This window comes from Helicobacter japonicus, assembly GCF_000762845.2.
Classification (GTDB): Bacteria; Campylobacterota; Campylobacteria; order Campylobacterales; family Helicobacteraceae; genus Helicobacter_C; species Helicobacter_C japonicus.
This window is the reverse complement of the sequence record NZ_JRMQ02000001.1, coordinates 258,426-276,427: the sequence shown is the minus strand read 5'-3', so window position 1 is coordinate 276,427 and position 18,002 is coordinate 258,426. Positions and strand designations below refer to the sequence as shown.

Genomic DNA, 18,002 nt, shown 5'->3' with positions numbered 1-18,002 from the left:
TATGTCTAAGTCTAAAACGAGTATGGCAAATATTGATCAGGTAACAAGTCTTCATAAGAATAATGAATTACAGCTCCTTTGTTTTCGCCTAGAAAAAGGAAAGGATTTATACGCTGTAAATGTATTTAAGATTCGTGAAGTGATAAAATATAAAGGTGCGCTCACCGTTGTTACACACGAAAACAATAGCCTTGTGGAAGGGCTTATTACTATACGTGAATTGACTGTGCCTCTCATAGATATGCGTAAATGGTTTTTTTATGATAGCAACAACAAAACTAAGAATCTACGTGATTGTGGGGTTAAGCGAGAGCCGGGTGAAGAGGATATTATTATGATTTGTGAATTTTCACGTTGGACAATTGGTGTGAGAATTTATGAAGCAGATAGAATCCTTAACAAAAAATGGACAGAAATTGAGCAAGGTGTAGGCGTAGGTGGCGGTGGGCATAATGGTAAGTTGGTTAGTCGCACTCGCTACTATGACGGACGTTTAGTGCAAGTAGTAGATATTGAAAAAATGCTTATTGATGTGTTTCCTTGGATTGAAAAAGATAAAGAAGAAGGGATTGCAAAAATTTCTCAAGTAGAAACAAATAAAAGCATACTTCTTGCAGATGATAGTCCAACGGTGTTACGCACGATGCAACTTATTCTTAATAAACTTGGTGTAGTGCATCACGATTTCATTAATGGCAAACATTTGCTTGATTATCTTTTTGCACCTACTACGGATATTGACTCAGTAGGTATGATTATTACTGACCTTGAAATGCCAGAAGCAAGTGGTTTTGAGGTGATTAAGCAAGTTAAAGCAAATCCTGCTACGGCACATTTGCCGATTGTAGTTAATTCTTCAATGAGTGGTAGCAGTAATGAAGATATGGCTCGTTCTCTCAATGCAAGTGAGTTTGTTTCTAAATCTAACCCTGTAGATATTGAAGCTGCAGTAAGGCGATTTATTCTTAAGTAAAATGCGTCAAATCTCTACACTATTCACACTTCCTTCCCCTTGCTATGTGCTTGAAGAAGAGAAGCTTAATGTTAATCTTGCACTTTTAGATTCTGTGCAAAAGCAAAGCGGGGTAAAGATCCTTCTTGCGCTTAAGGGTTACGCTTTTTGGCGCGTATTTGAGAATCTTAAAAAAACTTTGAATGGCAGCACAGCAAGCGGATTATATGAGGCACGATTAGGTTTTGAAGAAATAGGTGGAAGAGCGCAAAATAAGGATATATGCGTATTTTCTCCTGCATATAAAAAAGTAGAGATTGAGGCTATTTTAGATTATGCAACACATATTATTTTTAATTCTTTTGCGCAGTGGCAGAATTTTAAGCCACTTATAGAATCTAGAAATCAGCAACTTAAGATTCAAAATCTTTCTCCTATTGAAATTGGTTTGCGTGTGAATCCGCTTTATAGCGAAGTAGAGCCACCTATTTATAATCCTTGTATCGCTGGTTCTCGTTTGGGGATTACACCGAGTGAATTTCAAAAAGGTGTAGCACAATATGGATTAGATGGTATTAGTGGATTACATTTTCATACACATTGTGAGCAAAATAGTGCAGCACTTTCTCGCACATTACCACATTTTGAAAAGTATTTTGGGCAATATATAGAGGGTAAAAAGTGGATTAATTTTGGTGGCGGTCATCATATCACGCGGACAGATTATGATATAGATTTGCTTATCTCGCTTATCAAGAATTTTAAAGTAAGATATAATGATATAGATGTGTTTTTAGAGCCAGGCGAAGCGGTAGGGTGGCAAGTTGGATTTCTAATTGGCGAAGTGATAGACATTGTAGAAAATGAGATGTCAATTGCTATACTTGATGTAAGTGCCGCAGCACATATGCCCGATTGTCTTGAAATGCCTTATCGCCCAGCAGTTACAAAACTTTCCATACAAACAGGTTTAGAAGCTGATAAAGGTGAGGGAGTTGGGGTATATTCTTACCGCTTTGGTGGTCCTACTTGCCTTGCAGGAGATGTGATAGGGGATTATAGCTTTGATACACCTCTAAGTAGAGGCGATAGAGTAATTTTTGAAGATATGCTCCATTATAGTATTGTTAAAAACAATACCTTTAATGGCGTGCCGCTTCCTTCACTTGGTGTTATTGATAGCAAAGGAGAATGGAGACTCCTTAAAAGCTTTGGTTATGAAGACTATAAACAGAGAAACTAAATGATAGGATTCGATAATCTTCTTATGCTTGCACCCCTTGCAGGATATACAGATTTGCCTTTTCGTAGTGTAGTAAAGGGTTTTGGTGTGGATATTACAGTGAGTGAAATGATAAGCTCTCACGCTCTTGTTTATAATAATACTCGCACTCTTAAGATGATTGAAAAATCTCCAAAGGAGCAGCCTTATAGTGTGCAAATTTCTGGCTCAAAAGAAGAAATTATTAAGAAAGCAGTGGAGATTCTTAATACACAAAAAGGTATAGATATTATTGATTTAAATTGTGGTTGTCCTGCTCCAAAAGTAGCAAACCACGGCAATGGTAGTGGCTTACTGAAAGATTTAAAACTGCTTGTAAAAATTGCAAATCTCATTAAAGACACGGCTACTACGCCTTATACAAGCCTTAAGGTGCGTTTAGGTTTTGATAAAAAGATTCCAAATGAAATAGCCCAAGCCCTTAAAGATGTGCATTCAGACTTTGTAGTGATACACGGGAGAACGCGTGCAGATGGTTATAAAAAAGAGCGTATTGATTATGATGCAATTGCTACGATTAAAAGCCAAATCTCATTGCCTGTGATTGCTAATGGTGAAATTGATAGTGCTGCAAAAGCTCAAGAAGTGCTTTCTCACACTGGAGCAAATGGCGTGATGATAGGTAGGGCAGCTATCACTTCGCCGTGGATTTTTTGGCAGATTAAAAATCACACGCAAGATATTCCACCTATCATTAAAAGAGAACTTGTTATGGAGCATTTTAAAAAAATGGTAGAATTTTATGGAGAACGTGGAGTCATTATGTTTCGTAAGAATCTTCACGCTTATGCTAAAGGACACGAAGGGGCGAGTGAATTTCGGAATCTTGTCAATAGACTAAGCAGTGTTGATGAGGTGCAAAATCAAATAGAACATTTTTTTTCATATAGTCAGTTAGTGGCACATAGTTTTCCCCAGCTCGTGCATCTTAATAAAAGGACGAGTTAATGCAAAGATACTTACTCTATTTTTTTGCGATGCTTTTTGCAATGAATATATGGGGAAACGAGGCAGATACACACGAGAGAGAATCTGCATTGCTTAGTAGTATAGAAAATGCGGATTCTGATTTTTATCAAGGTGTAATAATGTGGGTAAAAAATGCTGATGAGGCAAGCAAGATACTTCATCGTGCCTGCGATAAAAAGCACCCAGGAGCGTGCTTATATCTTGGAAATTACTATGAGGTTAAGGCTCAAGATAAACGAGATTCGCAAAACAATTTGAATAAATCTCAACAATACTATCAGTTAGGTTATGATTATAGTCTAGAGGCTTGTGGAGCTGGTGGGGAACAATGGTGCGCGATACAGGCAGTTGCACTGATTGATGGGCACGGTGTATCAAAAGATGTGGAGAAGGGTTTAGAATATCTTAATGTGATGTGCGAACATAATATTGAAAATGCGTGTTTTATGTTAGGCTCTTATTATTTTTATGGTGTGAGTGCGATACAGGATTTACAAAAGGCACAGACTTTGCACCATAAGGCTTTGAATTTAGATATTCAAAAATGTGATGAGGGCAAGAAATACGCTTGTGTGCTAAGTGCAGAGATGTATCAGCAGGGATTAAGTGTGCCTCAAGATTTGAATAAAGCAAAAGATTTGTATCGCCGTGCGTGTAGCCTAGACAATCAGTTTGCTTGTGATTATGTGCAAAAATTAAAGTAAGATTCTTAATTTATCTGTGCGCCCCATACATCATCAATTCTTTTCCACGAATGTGGTATATGATGCGATATGTAACGGCGTGGATTGTAATTAAAGCGTATAGGCGCACAAATAAACTTATCGGGATTATCGATGAGATACGCTGCCCAATAGCTAAAAGTGGAGTTTGCCATAATACCATTTTGACAACTTCGCATAAGTGTGAGATCTTCGATTGCATTACCCTCATCATTACCTTCTACAAATACAAATTCTACTTGGTGATAAAGCATAGAATCCAAGTATTGTGTAAAATGTTCTTTGCACCATAATATATCATCGCTAAAAATAAATATCACAGGATTATTAATTTTCTTTATAAGTGCTTTGAGTGCAGCATTATAATATGCACTACCAAGTTTTACATACTCCCAATGTTTATCAAGATAAAAATCTCCTCGGCGGATATGTAAAAATGTAGATTTTGGCGTGGCAATAATGTGATTTTTAAGAGCTTTTGTGTGCTTACTTAAAGAAATAGGATAAAACTCTTTACGAAGTATGTGTTCTATCTCTAAAAAATATTGAAGATGAATGAAGTATCCATTAAAATAAGTGCGTGGAGAAAACGCTTTATGTGCGCAAAATTGTGTCAAAAGTGTGGGTGAATCATAGGTATAAAAATAACGCGATAAGGATTTTATAAAAGGGTGGGAATGGTAGAGATGTGAAAAGATTTTTGTAAGAATAAGGTCATAATAATCTTTGCTATATGGTTTAGGGAGGCAAAAGCGTAGAATGGGTAAAGAGATTGCAAAACGCGTTAATTCAAGACTGCGGATATGTTCTACTTGTTGCTTTATCCCCCCCCCCCATTAATTTCTTACCTATTAGACTAAAAATAGAATCTGGATAGAAATGAGAATATTTAGTGTATCCCCACGCGGCATCAAGGGCGACTTCATATCCACGATGAGCCAAAGAACGTGCAAAAGCATATTGAAACATTTGATTTCCTAAGCCACCTTGCAATAAAACTTTCACATATATCCTTTGGATTTCCTATGGAGGTAAAAGATAAGGATTATAGGGATAATAAGTAAATCATTATCCCTATCAAACTAAACCTAGCCTAGATTATAGCTGTGGTTTTGGTGTTTTTTCTGTTGATACAGGAAGTTGAGGGTAAGTAATCGCTGGTTTTTTGCCTGTAAGTGAGCGCAAGAATACTTCCATACTTTTTGCTTCATCATCAGAAATAGTGATACCAAGCTGTGTGCTTCCCATTTCTTTGATAGCATCTTGAAGCGACCAAATTGCACCATTGTGGAAGTATGGAGCTGTTTCTTCAACATTTCTTAATGTAGGAGTTTTGACCATACCATTCTTATCACCTTTGAATCCGCCAAGTTTTGCGAATTTGTATTTACCTGCTACTTCGAATGCTTGCATTGAACCACCGAGATTTACACCATTGTGGCAAGCGGCACAACCCTTATCGATAAAAGTCTTAAGACCTGCTTGTTCTGCTTTTGTTAGTGCGTTTCCGTCTCCTTCTAGGAATTTGTCAAAGCGAGAAGGTGTAAGCAATGTGCGCTCAAAATTTGCAATCGCATCAGCGATATTATCAAAAGTTACGCTACCGTAGATTTTCTTAAATTCATTAACATATTCTGGTAATGAAGAAACTTTCTCTACTGCCACTTTTGCAGGAGTTGCCATTTCTGGTTCTGCTTCAATTGGACCTTTTGCTTGGTCTGCCAAGTCTCCTGAGCGCCCATCCCAAAATTGTGCTGTGTTTAATACTGAATTATATACGGTTGGTGAATTTAAATGTTTAGGATTAGCTTTCCATTTATGTCCCACAGCAGCCGCGATTCCATCAGCTCCACCTAAACCAAGATTATGGCAAGTGTTACAAGAAATAATACCACTTTTTGAAAGTCGTGGGTCAAAGTAAAGTTTTTTACCCAATTCTGCTTTTGCTTGAGAAAAAGGTGTTGTTTTAATATTGTTGTCTTTCAATATTTTATCCACACCCTTTTGATCTTTAGGCAAAGGCACTAACCCTGCTTTTTTGGCTTCATTGATGAGAGGATTTGCACTAAGCACGCTGGATAATCCAAGCACCATTAGAGATGCCACAAGTAACTTTGCAGTTTTCATATCTAACTCCTTTGTTGATGATTTCAATTTATAACTTATGCTTATAGGGCTTAAATATGAATAAAAATTATTAAAGGATAAAAAAGTTAAAAATATTTGTATAAAATAGTAACATTACTCCACCGTAACACTTTTAGCAAGATTGCGTGGCATATCTACATCATTTCCTAATCTGATTGCTACTTCAAGTGCAAAAAGCTGAAGCACTACCATCATCGCAAAAAACTCCTCCATATAGCTTTGGCAAGGTGAGATAAGAATCATATCATCAACGCCTTTAATGGGTTGCGCACTTACTGCACAAATAGTTGCATCACGCGCACTTAGCTCTTCTACATTGCTTTTAATTTTATCAAAAAGTAAATGTGTAGGCATAAGAGCAAGGGTAAAAAGCTCAGAATCTGCTAGTGCAATAGGTCCGTGCTTCATTTCTCCGCTTGCGTAGCCTTCAGCGTGAAGATAGCTAATTTCTTTCAGCTTAAGTGCACCCTCAAGTGCGAGAGGATAAAACACATCTCGCCCGATAAAGAAAAATCCGTGTCCGTGTAAATATCGCTTTGATAGACGTTTAATGTGTTCGTGCATATCGGATTCTATATAAGTTTTTTTTGCTGAAGCAACCATTTGTGCAATATGAGTTTTTAATTCCTTTTGTGCAATGTGTCCGCGTGTTTTGCCTATATACACGCTTAGAATCCACAGCAACATCATTTGCGTTGCAAATGCTTTTGTGCTTGCTACACCTTTTTCAATTCCTGCACGTGTGAGGAGTGAAACATCAGATTCTCTAACAATAGAGCTATTATCTACATTGCAAATAGCGAGGCTTTTTAAGCCATTTTTTTTAGCAAGTTTTAAAGCTTCAAGCGTATCAGCAGTTTCACCACTTTGTGAAATTGCAATAAAAAGCTCATTTTTATTCATCACGGGTTGAGAATAGCGAAATTCACTTGCAATAAGCACATTTGTTTTTATTTTTGCCAAACGTTCAAATAAATATTTTGCGCTTAATCCGGCGTGATAGCTTGTCCCACACGCACAAATGCTAATGCTTTGTATATCATTAAAAAAATTAGATTCTATTTCATTGAGCACAATATCTCCCTCACTCACGCGTCCCATCATAGTTTCAAGGAGAACTTTATGTTGTTCATAAATTTCTTTTTCCATAAAGTAGCGATACCCTTCTTTTTGTGCGTAACCTCTGGTGCTATCAAGTTTTTTTGCACCTTTGAGTGTGCTAAATGCGCCAAGTTTCATTACGCCTATATCGCCATCTTGCAAATATACTACACTCTCTACAAGCCCAATAAGAGGCGCATCAGAGCTTGCAAAATAAATCTCATCTTGCTTTGTCGCACTTTTGCCAATGATAAGTGGTGAGCCATTTTTGGCATAAAATATGCAATCTGGTGCTTTTTTGGTAATAAGTAAAACAGCAAAAGCACCTTTAAGTTCAGCAATAGTTGCTTTAAATGCTTCAAGGCAGTCGTTTATAGTTTTTGTATATTCTTCAAATAAATGCACAATCACTTCGGTATCAGTTTGTGAGAGAAATGTATGTCCTTTAGATTCTAAATGTGTTTTGATTTCTTGGTAGTTTTCAATAATGCCATTATGGACGACATTGCTAAAAGCGGCTATATGTGGGTGAGCGTTTGCTTCAGTAGGTTTGCCGTGTGTCGCCCAGCGCGTATGTCCTATGCTTACACCAAAACCTAAAGAGCTAAAATCTTTGCATTTAGATTCTAGATTGCTTAGCTTCCCTACTGCGCGAAATGTTTGCAGTTCATTTTCACTTAATACTGCAATTCCTGCGCTATCATAGCCACGATATTCTAATTCTTTTAAGCCATTTAAAAGGATTTGTTTTTTTTCATTTCGCCCAATATAGCCTACAATACCGCACATTATTACTCCTTATAAAATTAATTTATTTTTTGCATATTTTACACTAAAATTATTCACGCATTATTATGCAATTCTAGAATCTACCCTTTTAAAGGAGATAAAAGATGAAGCAATATCTTATACTAGCTTTGGTATTAAGTGGTAGTTTTACTCATTTAGCATTTGCATTCTCTATGGAAAATAGTGTGCCAAAAGAGTCAAAAGACACTCACTCTTATATGCAACTCTATCCCCATAAAGCAGTATATATTTTACCCTTTTATCACAGCTTCAGCACTCCTATGCAGGGCAATAAAGACACAGAAACTAAATTCCAATTTAGCTTCAAACTTGCCATAATTAATAAGTTTTTTTCTCCTTATGGACATCTATACTTTGCCTATACGCAAACTTCGTGGTTTCAAAACTATAATAGACAAGATTCTCGTCCCTTTAGAGATATAGACTATCAGCCCGAATTTTTCTATACCTATGATCGTCCTATAAGTTTTTTGGGCGGTTTTTTTAAGGATATTTCCTTTGGATATAATCACATTTCAAATGGTGAGAGGGCATTGCGCTCACGCACACAAAATCGCCTTTTACTCAATATGCGATGGGAATATGATACACAAAACTATGGTGCATTTGGCGTAAAACTCGGTGCGTGGGTGTATATAGGTAAATATGCCGATGGCTTTATGCAAGATAATCCCCATTTGCCCCTTTATCGTGGATATAATGATATATGGCTTTATTATAAGGGCAATCGTAACTTGATAGAATTTTATATGCGTCCTCCTATTGCGAGGAGATATTATCCTTATTTTGAGATAAGTTATACATTGCGCATAAGCGACAATCTAGGGATTTATGCTCAATATGTTAATGGATATGGGGATAATATGTTTGAATATCAAATGCGTAGCGAGCGCATAGGCATAGGGTTTCGCTTATGGGATAAGTAAAAAACAACATTTATTTTTTTAAACTTTCTTTTTAGAATCTTATTTAACGAAAAAATCAAATTACATATTGTATTTGTTACTTTTTGTATCTCTTTTTATAATGACTATAACAAGGGCGTTGCAGCGACTTTTATTTGTATAAAAGCTATAAATTTTAACAAAAAATTAAAATTACATATTGTATTTATAAATTTTATGTAAAAATACAGAAATTTAATGAAGGAGATATGAATGAGTAATATTTTAGGATTCCCACGCATTGGGAAAAACAGAGAATTAAAAAAGGCTTTAGAGGGCTTTTGGAGTGGCAAATGCAGTCATCAAGAATTAGAATCTGTCGCAAAGGACTTACGTGCTAAGCATTGGAATGTGCAAAAATCTCTTGATTATGTGTGCGTGAATGACTTTAGTTTGTATGATAATGTGCTTGACCTTGCCTATGCGCTTGGTTGCAAACCTGCTAGATTCAAACATTTAAGCGGTTTAGAAGGATATTTTGCAATGGCAAGAGGACATAAAGAGGGTGTGGCTTGTGAAATGACAAAATGGTTTAATACAAACTATCATTATGTTGTGCCAGAATTAAGCATTGATGATGAATATAAAGCCGATGCAAGTGCAATTATTGCGCAATATAAAGAGGCTTTAAGCTTAGGGTATAAGCCTAAAATTCAACTTATAGGTATTTTTACATTTTTGGCATTAAGTAAGGTTGTAAAAGGGCAGAGAGAAGATATATTTCAAAAAGTTAAAAGTGCGTATTTTGATTTAATAGAGCAAATTGCAACGCTAGATTCTGAAGTGGTCGTAGAATTTAGTGAGCCTATTTTTGTAAAAGGCTTTGACGCGGGAATCTTTGGCTTAGAATGTTCCAAAGGAGGAAGTGCAATACAATGTATTTATGATAATATCACTAAAAAAGGCATTAAAGTTATTGTCAGCACATTTTTTGAGCATAGCAAGGAACTCACAGAGATTCTATTAAAAACAAATATCTATGGAATTGGGCTTGATTTTGTCGCGGGGAGCAAAAACATTGAGAGTTTAGAATCTATCGCAAAAAGTGATAAAGTGCTGTATGCTGGGGTGATTGATGGGCGCAATATTTGGGTGGCAGATTTAGAATCTAAACTCGCACTTTTAGAATCTATTGCAAATGTGATTCCAAAAAACAGAATCGTGGTGAGTAGCTCTTGTTCCCTTTTGCATACGCCTTTTAGCAAAGAGGGTGAAGACAAAATAGATTCTCAAATTCTCTCGTGGCTAAGCTTTGCAGAGGAAAAAATTAAAGAAATTAATGTGCTAGAAAAGCTCTTTAGGGGCAATGCAGATAGTGCAATTCAAAGCTTTTTACAAGAAAATAAAAAGATTAACGCCGCGCGTAAAAATTCTACCAAAACAAACGATAAAGCAGTGCGTGAGCGTGTGAAAAACTACACAAAAACACAGAGAGCGCAACCTTTCAATGAGCGCATTAAGATTCAAAAAGAGCATTTTAATTTTCCTATTTTGCCCACCACCACGATTGGCTCATTTCCACAAACACCGGAGCTTAGAGCATTGCGTTTAAATTACAAAAAAGGGCAAATTAATAAAGCAGAATATGAAGAGGGCATTAAGGAATACATTAGAGATTGTGTAAAGTTTCAAGAGGATATTGGCATAGATGTGCTTGTGCATGGAGAGCCAGAGCGCAATGATATGGTGGAGTATTTTGGTGAGCAGCTTCAGGGCTTCACATTTAGTGCAAATGCGTGGGTGCAAAGCTATGGCAGTCGTTGCGTGAAGCCACCGATTATTTTTGGTGATGTTTCTCGTCCAAAGCCTATGACATTAGAGTGGAGCAAATTTGCACAAAGCCTTACAAAAAAGGTGATGAAAGGAATGCTTACAGGTCCGGTTACGATTCTAAATTGGAGCTTTGTGCGTGATGATTTAGCGCGCAGTGCAGTGTGTGAGCAAATCGCACTTTGTATCGCTGATGAAATTGATGATTTGCAAAAAGGGGGAATTAAGATTATTCAAGTAGATGAGGCGGCATTTAAGGAGGGCTATCCTTTGCGCGCGGAAAATATTAAAGATTATGAAACTTGGGCATTAAAATGCTTCAGAAGCGCGACTGCGATTGCAGAATCCCAAACACAGATTCACACGCATATGTGTTATAGCGAGTTTAATGATATTATCAAAACTATTGAAGCCCTTGATGCCGATGTGATAAGCATTGAAACCGCACGAAGTGGCAATAGATTGCTTAAAATCTTTAAAGAAGTGGGTTATAAAAATGAAGTGGGACCGGGTGTGTATGATATACATAGTCCTAGAATCCCAAGTGTAGAGGAGCTTAAAACACAAATTAAAGCACTTTTAGAGGTTTTGCCAAAAGAGCAGCTGTGGATAAATCCAGATTGTGGGCTTAAAACGCGTAAATGGGAAGAAGTCAAGCCAAGCCTCAAAAATATCGTAGAGGCAGTGCAAAGTGTGCGTGGGTCATTATAAAATTCATAAATTTTTAAAGACTTAAACTTGAGCTAAGGGGTGGAGATGAATATTGAATTTATGATAGAGAAGCTTCGTTCTTGTAAATCTTTTTTGAGTCTGGAAGTGTCACCAAGTGTAAGCGCACAGCTCGATAAGCAGCTTGTCGAGCAACTTCAAGATATACAAAAGGTCGATGCTTTTGTTTGCACAGATTCTCCCTTAGCTCGTTTTAAGCCTTCGTCGATTCTCAATTCAATTAAATTACAACAAGCACTCAAAAAGCCTGTGATTTGCACACTTTCAATGCGAGATAGAAACTCTATTGCTTTATGTGGAGATATTTTAGCAGCAAATGAGTTTGGATTGCGCACTTTTCTTACACTTACAGGTGATAGCATTAAAAATGGAGATTGTCTTGAAGCAAAGGGTGTATTTGAAGATAGTTCTTTAAAGCTTGGAATGATTATTGATAATCTTAATGAGGGCAAAGCTGTAAATGGTAAGATTCTCAAAGAAAAAGTGGATACAATTTATAATTTTCAAGTGATAAATGCGTATGCGAATAATCCCCAAAGCATTATAAACAAAATGCAAAAAAAGCTTAATGCCTCTCATATATCGGCACTTTTTACACAGCCTGTATATTCTGCTAAGGCAGCGGAATTTTTGCTTACAAATATAGAGACATTAAATGCACAAAATAAGAGTAATTGTGCGCTTGTGCTAGGATTTTTCCCTGTAATGAGCTATAAAACAGCACTTTTTTTGCGCGATAAGCTTCCGGGTGTATTTATTCCAAATGAATGGGTGCAAAAGCTTGAAAAAGCTCATCATAAAGGGATAGATGAAGAAAACAAGGTTGGATTAGAAAACTCTTTAGTATTAATGCAAGAAATTCAAAAAGTGCATAATAAATTTCATTTTATGAGTGCAAATAAGCCAAATTTGGTTAAAGAATTTATATAGAATCTGTTTCTAATAAATAAGAGAAGTTAAGTATAGCAGTGTGTTAAGAGCGTATAAAATTTGTTAGTAAAGATATGATAGAATTTTATCCTAATTCTATCTTTAGATATTAAGGAGAAAAAAATGGGACTTTATGATAGAGATTATACAAATAATGCGCAGTTTGCGAATGAAGCAGTAGCAGAACGCGATAGTGCATTAGTAAATTTTGTAAAAACAACCTACAAATTTTTTGGTGCAAGTTTGTTTTTTGCGTTTGTTGGTGCAATGTTTGGGTTTATGTATTTAGAACTTGTAGTGCAATATAGACTTTTTATTTTTATTGCTGAAATTGCAGCTCTCTTTGGACTTATGTTTTCTCGTTCAAAGCCAGGCTTAAATATTGCTATGCTCTTTATTTTTACTACGCTTACAGGTTTGGCGATTACGCCTCTTATAGCTATGGTAGCGTATAAGGCTGGTGCTGGTGCAGTTGCAATGGCGTTTGCTATGACAACAATTATTTTTGGCGTTATGAGTATTTTTGGTATTAAAACTACAAAAGATTTAGCTAATATGGGCAAAATGCTCTTTATTGCTCTTATTGTTGTAGTTGTATGCTCACTTGTAAATCTCTTTCTTGGAAGCTCTATGTTTCAAGTATTGATTTCAAGTGCAGCAGCAATACTCTTTAGCTTGTATGTAGCCTATGATACACAAAATATTATTCGTGGTTTATATACTAGCCCCGTTGATGCAGCAATTAATTTGTATCTTGATTTTTATAATATTTTTGTGTCTTTGCTTTCAATTATTGGTTTTACAAGCAGAGATTAATACTCTATGAGGGTATGCAGGGCATATCCTCTTCCTCTTTTCTTAATTTTACAGATTCAAATATTTTTATAGATAAGAAACGATTAGTTTTCTTGTAGTAGCCGAATAAGTGCTTTTTCTAAATCATATTCTTGCAAATGCGTGATACGGCTAAATTGAGTGTGATTAAAGGTGCGCTGACGTTTGGCGAGTTGGCAAGTATGAAAAAAGATTTGTTCCTGCAGTTTTTGAAGCGAAGGTATTTTACCTTGTAAAAACTCGACACATTCTTTTGTGCCGATAGCTCTTAAAGCAGGGGCTTGTGTGCCATAAGATTCTAATACTTTTTGCACTTCTTCTACAATCCCTTGCTGAATCATTGCTTTTGTGCGCTTAGCAATGCGCTCTCTTAACTCGTTGCGTTCGCATTCAAGGCTAAAAATCTCAATATCATAGCCCAAAGGCTCTTTTCTATGTGTTGCAAAATATACGCTTGGTGGCATATTTGTAGCCTTAAAAAGTGCTAGGGCTTTGCAGATTCTATACGAATCGTTTGGTTTAATGTTATGAGCGTAAGTGCTATCAATTTCACATAGAACATTGTATTTTGCAGCTAAATCACCTAGAGAATCTACCCATTTTTCATAGGATTGCAAAGGAGGCATAGGGCTTAAGCCATCAATAATGCTTTTAAGAAAAAAGCTACTCCCGCCCACAATGAGTAAAGGTGTATGCGGAGCATTTTCTTTTAAATATGTAAGCGTTTGAAGCAAAAGATTCTTAAAAAGCATAGCATTGCTTTTTTGACTTGGTTCTAAGAGATTTAGTGCGTGATAACGCACCTGTGCTTGCTCTAAAGGTGTAGGTTTAGCAGAAGCAATATCAATATATTTATAAATGCTTAAAGAATCAAGGCTAAAAATTTCGCAATTTTGTTCTATTGCTATGCGGTGAGCGAGAGCACTTTTACCGCTTCCACTTGCACCAATTATGGCAATAAGCCTCATTTTTTAAGCAAATCATAATAAGATTGCAAAAAGACTTTGTTTGCTTCTCCATTAAATGAGCGTAGCTTAAGAGAATCTAATGCAAGTTCAACTGCATTCACAACCCACACACTTTCATTAAGCGGAATAAGCCCCATTTGATTAAAGCGCACAATACTTGTTTTGAGCTTATCTTGCCCACCTGCAGCGTTTATGTCAAATTCATTTTTGAGAATCTTCCTAAGAGAAGCAGCATTAGCCTCATCATAAATAGTATTCATTGCAAGAGCAGGATTTTTAGGATAAATCCTAAGCCCTAAAGATTCTAAAGCCTTGTGTGTGGCAAGGCTTCGTGCTTTGGTTTTTTTATAAATACCTTTAAAATCTCCATTTACAAGTTCAAAATACTTTGCCAATCCTGTGATAATGGTCGTAGGCGCAGTCCAAGCAGTGGTATTGTGGGTTTGATTTTTAAGCTCTGTTTTGAGATTAAAATAAAAGCCTCTATCCCGCTCATTTGCAAGTTCTATAGCATATTGAGAAAGCCCTATAATACTTAAACCCGGTGGTAGCATAAAGGCTTTTTGTGAGCCACCAATGAGTGCGTCAATATGGCTAATATCAATTTCTTCTACACCCATTGCAGTAATAGCATCTACTACCACCACTATGCGTGGATTGTAAGCCTTGATAGCTTTTGCAATTTCCTCTACATTGTGGCGCAACCCTCCTGCAGATTCACACATTTGAATACAAAAGCAGTCTATATCCTTTTCATTTTTAAGTATCTCAAGCACACTCTCTACACTCGCAGGAGTATCCCATTCATTTATGATTTCTTTATAGGGAATCTTGTGTGCTTTAGCAATTTTGCCAAATCGCTCACCAAATTTACCACTATTGATACTGAGCATTTTGTTTTGAGTGAAGGTGCATACACACGCCTCCATAGCACCGCTACCACTACTTGCAAGCATAAGCACCTCCGGCATTTTCAGCATTTTTAAAAGCCCCTCTCTTGCTTTTGCAAAAACTGATTCAAACTCTGGTGTGCGGTGGTGCAGGGTAGGCTCACTCATCGCATTGCGTATAGATTCTGGCACAGGTGTGGGACCGGGCGTAAAAAGTAGCATACTCTCTCCTTAGTGTAAAATTAGAAGTGCATTATACTTGAAATAACTTTACTCTTGATTATTTGACATCATCTAAGCTTAGAGGCTCACTTTTTTTGATAGTTCTTTTTGCATTTTTGCCTAGAATCTTAGATAAATGTCGTGGGTGTGCCCCACCACTAGGACGCAAGACACAGAGATTTTTATGCGTGAATTTTTCACCTTTTTTAATATCTGCGCTTACCCAAATGCTTCGCGCAAATTGTCGTCTTTTTTTTATTGTTGCTGTTGAAATTTTTGGTTTTTTCTCTCCTAGTGCTTGAGAGGTATTACGCACTTGCTCCACCATTTCTTTAAATGCTTTTTTATCCATACTAAATGCACTATCTACACCACCAAGTGAGCTGTCTAGGATAAAATGTTTCTCAATCATACTTGCCCCTAAGCTTGTAGCAATACTCGGGCAAAGTGCGCCAAGTGTATGGTCAGATAAGCCATATTTGATGTGATATTTTTTATAAGTTTTAGCAAGTTCAGGCATAGCAAGGAGATTTGCAGATTCTAATGGGGCAGGATATTCACTTATACAATGAAGCAAGGTAATGTCCTTACAGCCATATTTATGGCAAATCTCTAGTGTAGTTTTGAGCTCCTTGCGTGTAGCCACTCCTGTGGAGATAATAATAGGTTTTTTAGTTTTGGCAATAGCTTCTATAAGCTCATAGTGCATTACTTCAAAACTTGCTACTTTATAGATGGGGCATTGTAGGGATTCTAAAAATGCAACACCTTTTACTGAAAATGGTGAGCTAAAGACAATTAAGCCTAGCTCTCTAGCAAGAGAGAAAAGCTCTTGATGCCATTCCCAAGGAGTTTGTGCTTCCTGATAGAGTTCATAGAGTTGTCGTTTATCCCATAAAGTTCCACCACTAATACAAAATTGTGGTGCATTTGAGTTGAGAGTAAGGCATTCTGGTGTATAGGTTTGAAGTTTCACTCCATCAGCTCCGCATTCAGCAATAGCGCGAATAGAATCTTTGGCAATTTCTAAGCTTTGATTGTGGTTTGCACTAAGTTCAGCAATGATAAGGGGCGTTTGTGTTTTCATTGACATTCCTTATACATTAAAATCACATCATAATATCGTCTTTGTGGAGATTCTTTACACAAGATGAAATCACGCAATACGCCCTCTCGGATATAATTACATTTTTCATAGAATCGTAATGCGCGTTCATTATGGCTTAAAACTTCAAGATGTAATGTGTGGAGAGCGAGATTTTGTGTGGCAAAAGATTCTAAAAATGTCAAAATGCGTTTGCCTTTATTGCTTTGAGTGCAAAAGGGATTTGTATAGATACCAATAAATGCGTGTTTATGTGTAAGATTTATGCGTGTAAGTGAGCCTACACCAATGTATTCACCATTGTATTTAAAAAGCCAATATCGTTTTGAATGGTCATTTTTGAGTTCTTGTAAAAATGTGTGATGTGATGAGGAGGTAATATGTGTAGCATACATCCATCGTGCGACTTGCTCGTGATTACGCATAGAGAGGACAATATGAGATTCTTCTTGTGTAAGTTCATTGAAAGATAAGGCAAGGAGAGAATCCAGATTTGTTTTATCTTTTTGTGTGCTGTGTCTATGAAAGTTATGGGATTGAATCTGTTCAGATTCTGCAACTTGTGCAAAAAGGGTAGAGAGGGCTTTAGGGAGCAAAGTGCCTAAAGAAAGGCTATGCAAGGTAGCTTTGATAGTATCTTTATTATATGAAGATGGCATATTTTCACACCAAGAGTGCAAAAGAAGAATCGCGTCATAGGGGTTTTGAGCTAGAGCTATTGCACCAGCTTGTTCCCATTGCGTAATTTGAATCCTTTGATTTGGGGCAGATTCTATAATGATGCTTGGAATTTTGAGCATTATTAATTCTAACATACTTCCACCACCTGCGCTTATCGCATAATCACAAACACTAGCTTTGTGTAAAAAATCTTTTGGCGATAGATGAGAATAGAGAGTGATATAAGGACTAATTTCTGGTGGAATAGAGAGCTGATGAGTGTAGCCATTGCCTAAGACAATATGAAAATGGCAATGTGCGAAGTCATTTGAAGCAATGAATTGTGAAATATGATGAACTATCTCTTGTGTGAGATTTCCACTATCTACTCCACCAAAGCTTATAAAGATTTGTTTATTATGTGTATGAGAGGGGGAATGCTCGGGCAAAATAATAGGCGGTATGATGTATTCTTGTCCGCACCAAAGGTGATATTTTTGTGATGAGAAATGCTCTTGTGAGCTTTGATTGAGGATATAGCTTTGTGGAGGATATACATCTCTTAGTGTATCATCAAGGCATATAAGTGCTTTGCTATGGGATTTAAGACGATAGTAAAACCATTCTTGTGTTTCATAGCTATCGACAATGGCGACATCAAGCATTTGTGGCTGGGTAGAGAGCCATTCATAGTTTTTGCACTCTAAGATTACAGAATCTTGCATATTCTCATCAAGCAAATCATTGAATGGTGGAGGGGTAAAGTCTCCGCGATTATGGAGAGTGATAGCATTTACTTGCGGAATTTTCCCACAGATTGCTATAAGTTTCAAACAGCGATAAAAATGTCCTAATCCATATTTCTCCCCACTTTCACAAAAAATATCAACGCGCATACCTTTCCTTCAATTTAAAGTTTTGATGATGTAGCAAAGTTGATTCCATAAATAAGAAAGTGTAAAGATA

The 18,002-nt window shown here is 36.7% G+C and carries 16 protein-coding genes; 8 read left to right on the top strand and 8 right to left on the bottom strand.

All coding sequences use genetic code 11. From position 1 onward, the window contains the following. Nucleotide 1 precedes the first annotated feature (1 nt). Genes LS65_RS01300 through LS65_RS01285 form a run of 4 tightly spaced genes read left to right on the top strand, consistent with a single transcriptional unit; the run spans nucleotide 2 to nucleotide 3,907 of the window. Nucleotides 2–973 carry a chemotaxis protein gene (locus LS65_RS01300; RefSeq protein ID WP_034362292.1) on the top strand — a complete coding sequence of 324 codons (972 nt, stop codon included), beginning with the start codon at nucleotides 2–4 and terminating at the stop codon, nucleotides 971–973. A gap of 1 nt (nucleotide 974) precedes the next feature. Continuing rightward, nucleotides 975–2,195 carry a carboxynorspermidine decarboxylase gene (nspC, locus tag LS65_RS01295; protein ID WP_034362294.1) on the top strand — a complete coding sequence of 407 codons (1,221 nt, stop codon included), beginning with the start codon at nucleotides 975–977 and terminating at the stop codon, nucleotides 2,193–2,195. Further along, on the top strand, nucleotides 2,196–3,182 hold the full coding sequence (locus tag LS65_RS01290) for a tRNA dihydrouridine synthase (RefSeq protein ID WP_034362296.1): 987 nt from the start codon (nucleotides 2,196–2,198) through the stop codon (nucleotides 3,180–3,182). Continuing rightward, on the top strand, nucleotides 3,182–3,907 hold the full coding sequence (locus LS65_RS01285) for a tetratricopeptide repeat protein (RefSeq protein WP_034362297.1): 726 nt from the start codon (nucleotides 3,182–3,184) through the stop codon (nucleotides 3,905–3,907). Before LS65_RS01290 ends, LS65_RS01285 begins: the two co-directional genes overlap by 1 nt. 5 nt (nucleotides 3,908–3,912) lie before the next feature. Here the strand turns inward: LS65_RS01285 and LS65_RS01280 are convergent, their stop codons facing one another. The 4 genes from LS65_RS01280 to glmS form a co-directional block, all read right to left on the bottom strand. Next, nucleotides 3,913–4,590: an alpha-1,2-fucosyltransferase gene (locus LS65_RS01280; protein WP_268903697.1), complete on the bottom strand. Its 678-nt coding sequence runs from the start codon at nucleotides 4,588–4,590 to the stop codon at nucleotides 3,913–3,915. A 124-nt stretch (nucleotides 4,591–4,714) separates the two neighbouring features. Further along, nucleotides 4,715–4,930, bottom strand: a complete 216-nt coding sequence (locus LS65_RS10000) for a hypothetical protein (RefSeq protein ID WP_034362299.1) — start codon at nucleotides 4,928–4,930, stop codon at nucleotides 4,715–4,717. 93 nt (nucleotides 4,931–5,023) lie between these two features. Further along, nucleotides 5,024–6,052 (bottom strand): cytochrome-c peroxidase, encoded by a 1,029-nt coding sequence (locus LS65_RS01270; RefSeq protein ID WP_138129732.1) that lies wholly within the window; start codon nucleotides 6,050–6,052, stop codon nucleotides 5,024–5,026. 114 nt (nucleotides 6,053–6,166) lie between these two features. Next, the gene (gene glmS, locus LS65_RS01265) at nucleotides 6,167–7,963 is read right to left on the bottom strand and encodes a glutamine--fructose-6-phosphate transaminase (isomerizing) (protein ID WP_034362303.1); all 1,797 of its coding nucleotides are present in this window, start codon (nucleotides 7,961–7,963) and stop codon (nucleotides 6,167–6,169) included. A 104-nt stretch (nucleotides 7,964–8,067) separates the two neighbouring features. On the opposite strand from glmS, the gene LS65_RS01260 reads away from it, so the two are divergent. The 4 genes from LS65_RS01260 to LS65_RS01245 all read left to right on the top strand — a co-directional run bounded on the left by LS65_RS01260 (nucleotide 8,068) and on the right by LS65_RS01245 (nucleotide 13,173). Then, entirely contained in the window at nucleotides 8,068–8,910 is an 843-nt protein-coding gene (locus LS65_RS01260; protein WP_034362305.1) for a phospholipase A, read from the top strand. A 231-nt stretch (nucleotides 8,911–9,141) separates the two neighbouring features. Then, on the top strand, nucleotides 9,142–11,409 hold the full coding sequence (gene metE, locus LS65_RS01255) for a 5-methyltetrahydropteroyltriglutamate--homocysteine S-methyltransferase (protein ID WP_034362307.1): 2,268 nt from the start codon (nucleotides 9,142–9,144) through the stop codon (nucleotides 11,407–11,409). A gap of 45 nt (nucleotides 11,410–11,454) precedes the next feature. Next, a complete protein-coding gene (locus LS65_RS01250; protein WP_034362309.1) occupies nucleotides 11,455–12,357 on the top strand; it encodes a methylenetetrahydrofolate reductase in 903 nt (300 codons plus the stop codon). A gap of 123 nt (nucleotides 12,358–12,480) precedes the next feature. Then, nucleotides 12,481–13,173: a Bax inhibitor-1/YccA family protein gene (locus LS65_RS01245; RefSeq protein WP_034362311.1), complete on the top strand. Its 693-nt coding sequence runs from the start codon at nucleotides 12,481–12,483 to the stop codon at nucleotides 13,171–13,173. Nucleotides 13,174–13,256: 83 nt separating this feature from the next. On the opposite strand, the gene miaA is transcribed toward LS65_RS01245, so the two are convergent. Genes miaA through pseH form a run of 4 tightly spaced genes read right to left on the bottom strand, consistent with a single transcriptional unit; the run spans nucleotide 13,257 to nucleotide 17,932 of the window. Beyond that, nucleotides 13,257–14,159, bottom strand: coding sequence for a tRNA (adenosine(37)-N6)-dimethylallyltransferase MiaA (gene miaA / locus LS65_RS01240; RefSeq protein WP_034362313.1), 903 nt, complete (start codon nucleotides 14,157–14,159; stop codon nucleotides 13,257–13,259). Then, a complete protein-coding gene (locus LS65_RS01235; RefSeq protein ID WP_034362314.1) occupies nucleotides 14,156–15,271 on the bottom strand; it encodes a pyridoxal-phosphate-dependent aminotransferase family protein in 1,116 nt (371 codons plus the stop codon). The genes miaA and LS65_RS01235 overlap by 4 nt, the downstream gene beginning before the upstream one ends. 58 nt (nucleotides 15,272–15,329) lie before the next feature. Continuing rightward, the gene (pseI, locus tag LS65_RS01230; RefSeq protein ID WP_034362316.1) at nucleotides 15,330–16,358 is read right to left on the bottom strand and encodes a pseudaminic acid synthase; all 1,029 of its coding nucleotides are present in this window, start codon (nucleotides 16,356–16,358) and stop codon (nucleotides 15,330–15,332) included. Continuing rightward, nucleotides 16,355–17,932, bottom strand: a complete 1,578-nt coding sequence (pseH, locus tag LS65_RS01225; RefSeq protein WP_034362318.1) for a UDP-4-amino-4,6-dideoxy-N-acetyl-beta-L-altrosamine N-acetyltransferase — start codon at nucleotides 17,930–17,932, stop codon at nucleotides 16,355–16,357. Before pseH ends, pseI begins: the two co-directional genes overlap by 4 nt. Nucleotides 17,933–18,002: the final 70 nt, after the last annotated feature.

Bases quoted from the DNA above. Each gene is read 5' to 3' on its own strand.
- LS65_RS01235 (WP_034362314.1), bottom strand. From the start codon at position 15,271: ATGCTACTTTTTACGCCCGGTCCCACACCTGTGCCAGAATCTATACGC.
- pseH (WP_034362318.1), bottom strand. From the start codon at position 17,932: ATGCGCGTTGATATTTTTTGTGAAAGTGGGGAGAAATATGGATTAGGA.
- LS65_RS01260 (WP_034362305.1), top strand. From the start codon at position 8,068: ATGAAGCAATATCTTATACTAGCTTTGGTATTAAGTGGTAGTTTTACT.
- nspC (WP_034362294.1), top strand. From the start codon at position 975: ATGCGTCAAATCTCTACACTATTCACACTTCCTTCCCCTTGCTATGTG.
- LS65_RS01290 (WP_034362296.1), top strand. From the start codon at position 2,196: ATGATAGGATTCGATAATCTTCTTATGCTTGCACCCCTTGCAGGATAT.
- miaA (WP_034362313.1), bottom strand. From the start codon at position 14,159: ATGAGGCTTATTGCCATAATTGGTGCAAGTGGAAGCGGTAAAAGTGCT.
- LS65_RS01270 (WP_138129732.1), bottom strand. From the start codon at position 6,052: ATGAAAACTGCAAAGTTACTTGTGGCATCTCTAATGGTGCTTGGATTA.
- metE (WP_034362307.1), top strand. From the start codon at position 9,142: ATGAGTAATATTTTAGGATTCCCACGCATTGGGAAAAACAGAGAATTA.
- pseI (WP_034362316.1), bottom strand. From the start codon at position 16,358: ATGAAAACACAAACGCCCCTTATCATTGCTGAACTTAGTGCAAACCAC.
- LS65_RS01300 (WP_034362292.1), top strand. From the start codon at position 2: ATGTCTAAGTCTAAAACGAGTATGGCAAATATTGATCAGGTAACAAGT.
- LS65_RS01245 (WP_034362311.1), top strand. From the start codon at position 12,481: ATGGGACTTTATGATAGAGATTATACAAATAATGCGCAGTTTGCGAAT.
- LS65_RS01250 (WP_034362309.1), top strand. From the start codon at position 11,455: ATGAATATTGAATTTATGATAGAGAAGCTTCGTTCTTGTAAATCTTTT.
- LS65_RS01285 (WP_034362297.1), top strand. From the start codon at position 3,182: ATGCAAAGATACTTACTCTATTTTTTTGCGATGCTTTTTGCAATGAAT.
- glmS (WP_034362303.1), bottom strand. From the start codon at position 7,963: ATGTGCGGTATTGTAGGCTATATTGGGCGAAATGAAAAAAAACAAATC.